Origin of the sequence: Streptomyces sp. NPDC047880 (genome assembly GCF_040706515.1) — a bacterium.
Lineage (GTDB): Bacteria > Actinomycetota > Actinomycetes > Streptomycetales > Streptomycetaceae > Streptomyces.
In genome coordinates this window covers 1-5650 of sequence record NZ_JBEZOK010000050.1, presented here as the reverse complement: position 1 = coordinate 5650, position 5650 = coordinate 1, and the positions used below count along the sequence as shown (strand labels likewise).

Annotated in this window: 2 protein-coding genes; both read right to left on the bottom strand. The window is 70.2% G+C overall.

The window, feature by feature from the left end:
- A partial coding sequence (locus AB0937_RS38315) for a condensation domain-containing protein (protein ID WP_366718811.1) occupies positions 1 to 1454 on the bottom strand: 1454 nt, incomplete at its 3' end.
- Positions 1454 to 5632 carry an amino acid adenylation domain-containing protein gene (locus AB0937_RS38310; RefSeq protein WP_366718809.1) on the bottom strand — a complete coding sequence of 1393 codons (4179 nt, stop codon included), beginning with the start codon at positions 5630 to 5632 and terminating at the stop codon, positions 1454 to 1456. The genes AB0937_RS38310 and AB0937_RS38315, both read right to left, overlap by 1 nt.
- Positions 5633 to 5650: the final 18 nt, after the last annotated feature.

Here is a 5650-nt window from a genome sequence, read left to right as displayed (position 1 = left end):
ACCACAGCCACCCCACCCGGCGTCCGCGCCACCTGCGCCGCGAACAACTCAGGCAACGTCGACCCCGACTCCTCAACCCCCGTGTCGTTCCAGTCCACGAGCAGCTTCTGGCGCTCGTCGTCGTCGAGGATCTCCACCGAGTTCATCCGCATCGACGGGTTCGCGGCCACAGCCGACAGCACTCGGACCCAGCGGCGCGCGATCTGGTGGGCCGTCTCCTCGTCGAAGATGTCGGCCGCCACCGTGACCACGCCACGCATGCCGGCCGGCGCGCCCCCGGCGTCAAAGGTCTCGGCGGCTGCGACCTCCAGGTCGAACTTCGCCGCGGCGGTTCCGCGGGTCATGCGGGACGCCTTGAGGCCGGACAGGTCGAGCTTCGCCGGACCGGCGTTCTGCAGCGTGAGCATGACCTGGAAGAGGGGGTGCCGCGCGAGGGAGCGGGTCGGCGCCAGTTCCTCCACGAGCCGCTCGAAGGGCACGTCCTGGTGCTCGAACGCGCCGAAACTCGTCTCCCGGACCCGGTCCAGCACCTCGGCGAACGTCGGATCGCCGGAGAGGTCGGTGCGTATGACGAGCGTGTTGACGAAGAACCCGACCAGGTCGTGGAGTGCCTTGTCGGTGCGTCCGGCGATGGCTGAACCGATCGGGATGTCCGTACCGGCGCCGAGCCGGGACATCGTCACGGCGAGTGCCGCCTGGAGCACCATGAAGAGGCTCATGCCTCGCTCGCGTGCCATGGTGACGAGCCGCTCGTGCACGACGGCCGGGATGTCCAGCTCGGCCTGGTGACCGCGGTGGGTCGGGACGGCGGGCCGCGGCCGGTCGGTCGGCAGCGACAGCTCCTCGGGGACTCCCGTCAGGGCCTGCCGCCAGTACTCGACCTGCTGGGACAGCACGCTCTCCGGGTCGTCCTCGTCGCCCAGCAGTTCCCTCTGCCACATGGCGTAGTCGGCGTACTGCACCGGCAGCGGCTCCCACTCGGGCGCCCGGCCCTCGCGTCGCGCCGCGTAGGCCATCGACAGGTCACGCGCCAGCGGGCCGGCCGACCAGGCGTCCCAAGCTATGTGATGCACGAGCAGGACGAGCACGCACTCTTCCTGGCCCACCGTGAGCAGACTGGCTCGCAGTGGGATCTCCGTGGACAGGTCGAAGGCGTGCCGCACGGTGTGCTCCACGGTCTCCGTCAGGTGCTCCGGAGCCACATCCGCGACGACCAGCTCGAACCCGGTCTCGTCGACCGGCAGGATGTGCTGGTACGGCTCGCCGTCGGGCGCCGGGAACACCGTGCGCAGCACCTCGTGCCGTTGCAGCACGTCCCGCAGCGCCGCTTCCAGCGCTTCCCGGTCGAGCGCCTCGGGGAAGCGCAGCACCGTCGGGTTCGTATACGTGGTGCTCGGCCCCTCCAGCTGTGCCAGGAACCACAAACGACGCTGGGCGAACGAGAGCGGGATCATCAGGACTCCTCCTGGCTGCGCATCGGCCGCAGCGCGGGCCTAGCTTTCCGACGGCTGTCACCTTGCTGTGCGAGCCAGACCGCGAGCCCGGCCGGCGTCGGGGTGCCGAAGACCGCCCGGATGGGCAGTTCCGTCCCCAGTTCCTCTCTGATCTCGCTGCTCAATCGGGTCGCCAGCAGCGAATGCCCGCCGAGGGCGAAGAAGTCGTCGTCGACTCCGACCTGCTCCAGGCCGAGCACGCGGGCGAACGCCCGGCAGAGGATCTCCTCGTGTGGCGTGGCCGGGCCGCGCCCCTGCCTCTCCGCGTACTCGGGGACGGGCAGAGCCGCACGGTCCAGCTTGCCGTTCACCGTCAGCGGCAACGCGTCCAAGGCCACCACAGCCGAGGGCACCATGTGACCGGGCAGCCGACCGCTCGCCCACGTACGCAGGGCGTCCGGCAGGACATTCGACAGGGCCGCCTCCACCGTGGCGTCGGCGGGGGCGTCGGTGATCTCGCCGTTGGTAGCCGGGACCACGTAGGCGACCAGGCGTGTGTCGCCGGGCGTGTCCTGCCGTGCGATCACCGCGGCCTGCGTGATCTGCGGGTGCGCGGCCAGCACCGCCTCGATCTCTCCGGGCTCGATCCGGAATCCGCGGATCTTCACCTGCTCATCGACTCGACCGGCGAACACCAACTGGCCGTCCCCGGTCCAGCGCACCAGGTCCCCGGTCCGGTACATCCGCTCGCCCGCACCTCCGTACGGGCATGCCACGAACCGCTCACCGGTCAGGTCGGGCCGGCCCACATAGCCACGTGCCACCTGTGCACCGGCGATGTACAGCTCGCCCGCGACGCCCACGGGAACCGGCTGCAGACGGGCGTCCAGCGCGTACAGCCGCGTGTTGGCCACCGGTCCGCCCACCGGCACCGCACCCGAGCCGATCGACTCCGGAGACAGCCGCGCCGTCGCCACCGCGATGGTCGCCTCCGTCGGACCGTAGTGGTTGAACACCCTCTGCTCACCGGCCGCCGCCAGCAAGCCCGCCACCAGTTCCGGCGGTGCCTCCTCACCACCCAGCACCAACGCCTTGCCCGGCAGCACCCCGGCGGCACCCTCGGGCCCGGCCGTAAGCGCCGCGAGATGCGAGGGCACGGCCTTGAGGTAGTCGATGCGGTGGTCCGTCAGGTACCTGCTCACCGCGACCGCATCGGTCACCGTGTCCTCATCCAGGATGTGCAGCTCTCCGCCGGTGACCAGACTGGCGAACACCAGCGTGTTCCCCGAGTCGGTCGTCTGGGCCTGCACCACCGCGTAGCGACCGGGCCTGTCGAGCCCGATCTGCCGGGGCACCGTGGTCACATAGTTGGCCAGTCCGCCGTGCGTGACCGCCACGCCCTTGGGGCGCCCCGTCGAACCCGACGTGTAGATCACGTACGCGATCTGGCCGGGCAGCGGCGCTGCGGGCTCCGTCGGCGATTCCGATTCCGTCGACGGCCGCATCGACTCCGGCGCGTCCACCGCGACCAGCCGATGCCCGCTCGCCGGCAGTGACTCGAGGAGCTCGCCCGTGGTCAGCGTCAGCACCGCACCGCTGTCCGCCAGCACGTACGCGATGCGTTCGGTGGGCATCGTGGAATCGACCGGCACGTACGCCGCCCCTGCCTTCCACACACCCAAGATCGCCGTGATCGTCTGCATCCCGCGCGGCAGGCACAGACCCACCACGGACTCGGCGCCCACGCCTTGATCCCGCAGGTAGCGCGCCAGCCGGTTCGCCCGTGCCTCCAGCTCCGCGAACGACACCTCCGCACCGTCCTGGACCACCGCCACCGCGCTCGCGGTACGACGCACCTGAGCCTCGAACAGGGCGGGCACCATCGACGCGACGCCCCCCACCGCCGTGTCGTTCCAGTCCGCCAGCAGCCGGTCCTTCTCGGCCGTGTCCAGGACCTCCATCGACGACAACGAGCTGTCCGGGTCGTGCTCCAGGGCAGTCACCACGCTGTCCAGGCAGGTGTGCAGCAGCCGGCACACCGCCTGCCCGTCAATCGGGCTCACGGCGTCCACGTTCAGCCCGAACCTGGACTCCAGGTCATCCACCGACACAGCCACCGGGTAGTTGGTGGCGGTCCGGGCGTACACCGTGCTCATGCCCTTGGACGAGGTGGCGGTGTTCGGGCCGGGCTCCGTCTGTGGGCGCTTGCCATGCCGGTAGTTGAACAAAGAGGTGAACAGCGGGCTGCCGTTGGGGACGCCACTGGCCTGCTGCGCCAGCCTCAGCGGTGTGTGCTCGTGCACGAGCAGCTCCGCGAGCTGGTCGCGTACGTCTTCCAGTGCCCGGCCCACACTGACCCCGTCGACACGGACGCGGACGGGCAGGGTGTTGATGAACAACCCCGGCACCCGGTCCGCACCCGCACCGGCGTTCATGCGTCCGAACAGCACGGTGCCGAACACGACGTCGTCGCGGCCGCTGATGGTGGCCAGCACCCGGGCCCAGGCCAGGTGGAACACGGTGGCCGGGCTCGCACCGAGTGAGCGGGCGACGTCGCGTACTCGCCGGCCCACCTCGTCGTCGACGTCCATCCGGGAACGCACGACACCGTTGCCGTCACCGTGCACGTCCAGCAGGCCGTACGGAGCGGTGGTCTCCTCCACGTCGCCCAACAGGTCGGCGAAGTACTGCTCGTGCTCCTCCTGTGTCACCCCGAGTCGGGCCTGCGCGACGAAGTTCCGGAAGGGCACAGGCTCGGGCAGGGAGTCCTCCCGTCCCGACAGGAACGCTCGCATCTCGTCCAGCAGCACGTCCTGGCCGGTGTGGTCCTGGACCAGGTGATGCATCCGCAGCAACGCCAGCCATCCACCGTCCTGGTCAGGCTGTGCGGCGATGTGCACGTCGATCAGCGGCGCACGGCCGATGTCCATGGTCGACCCGGCAGCCGTGATCAACTGCTCGACCACGTCGGGGCCTTGCAGGTCGAGTGAGACCTCTCGGACGGGCAGTTCGGCCGTACGGACCACAACCTGCACGGGCTCACGCAGTTGCTCCCAGACGATCGCCGTGCGGTAGATGTCGTGCCGGTCCACCACCCGCTGAAGAGCACCGAGGAAGGTGTCCAGGCGGTCCCGGGAGTCGAACTGCATGACCCGCGGGGCCGCGTACACGTCCGTGCCACCGTCCGTCTGCAGCAGGTGGTGGAAGAACAACCCCTCCTGCAGAGGCGCCAGGGGATACACATCAGCGATGTTGGCCGCGCCGCCCTGGACCGTCGCGACGATCCGCTCGACCTCTTCCTCGGACAGCTCGACCAGCGGGAGCATGTCCGGGGTGATGTGCTCGGACCCGTCGGGAATCAGGCTCGGCGGCACGACCACCTCGGCCGGCCCGGCGGCCGCCGCGAGGCCTGCGGGGGTGGGGGTCTGGAACAGTGCGCGCACGGAGATGGACACGCCCCGGCCGCGCAGCTGCTCGACCAGGGACACGGCCAGGAGGGAGTGGCCACCCAGCGTGAAGAAGTCGTCGTCCACACCGACCGCGGGCAGGCCCAGGACCTGGGCGAACACCTGGCACAGGATCTCCTCCTGCACGGTTGCCGGCGCACGTCCCGTACCGGCCGTCGCCGCCGCTGCGTAGTCGGGGGCGGGCAGTGCCTTGCGGTCCAGCTTCCCGTTACCGGTCAGCGGCAGCGCCTCGAGGGCCACTACGGCTGCGGGAACCATGTGGTCCGGCAGGCGAGATGTTGCGAACTCCCTTATTGCTTCGGCTAGTTCGGCAGTGTCCGTGTCGTCCGTCTCGTCGGTGACGATGTAGGCGACCAGGCGGACATCGCCCGGGGTGTCTTCGCGGGCGACGACCGCGGCCTGGGTGACGAGCGGGTGCGCGGCGACTACGGCCTGCACCTCGCCGGGCTCCACGCGGAAGCCTCGGATCTTCACCTGCTCGTCGGCACGTCCGGCGAACACCAGCCGCCCCTCGGCCGTCCACCGTGCGCGGTCGCCGGTGCGGTACATCCGCTCGCCAGGTGTGCCGAAGGGGCAGGCCACGAACCGCTCGGAGGTGAGTCCGGGCCTGCCGACATACCCGCGGGCCACTTGTGCGCCTGCCACGTACAGCTCACCGACCACGCCGACCGGTACTGGCTTCAGGCCTACGTCCAGGACGTAGGTCTGTGTGTTGGCGACCGGCGAGCCCACCGGGATCACCCCGGAAGC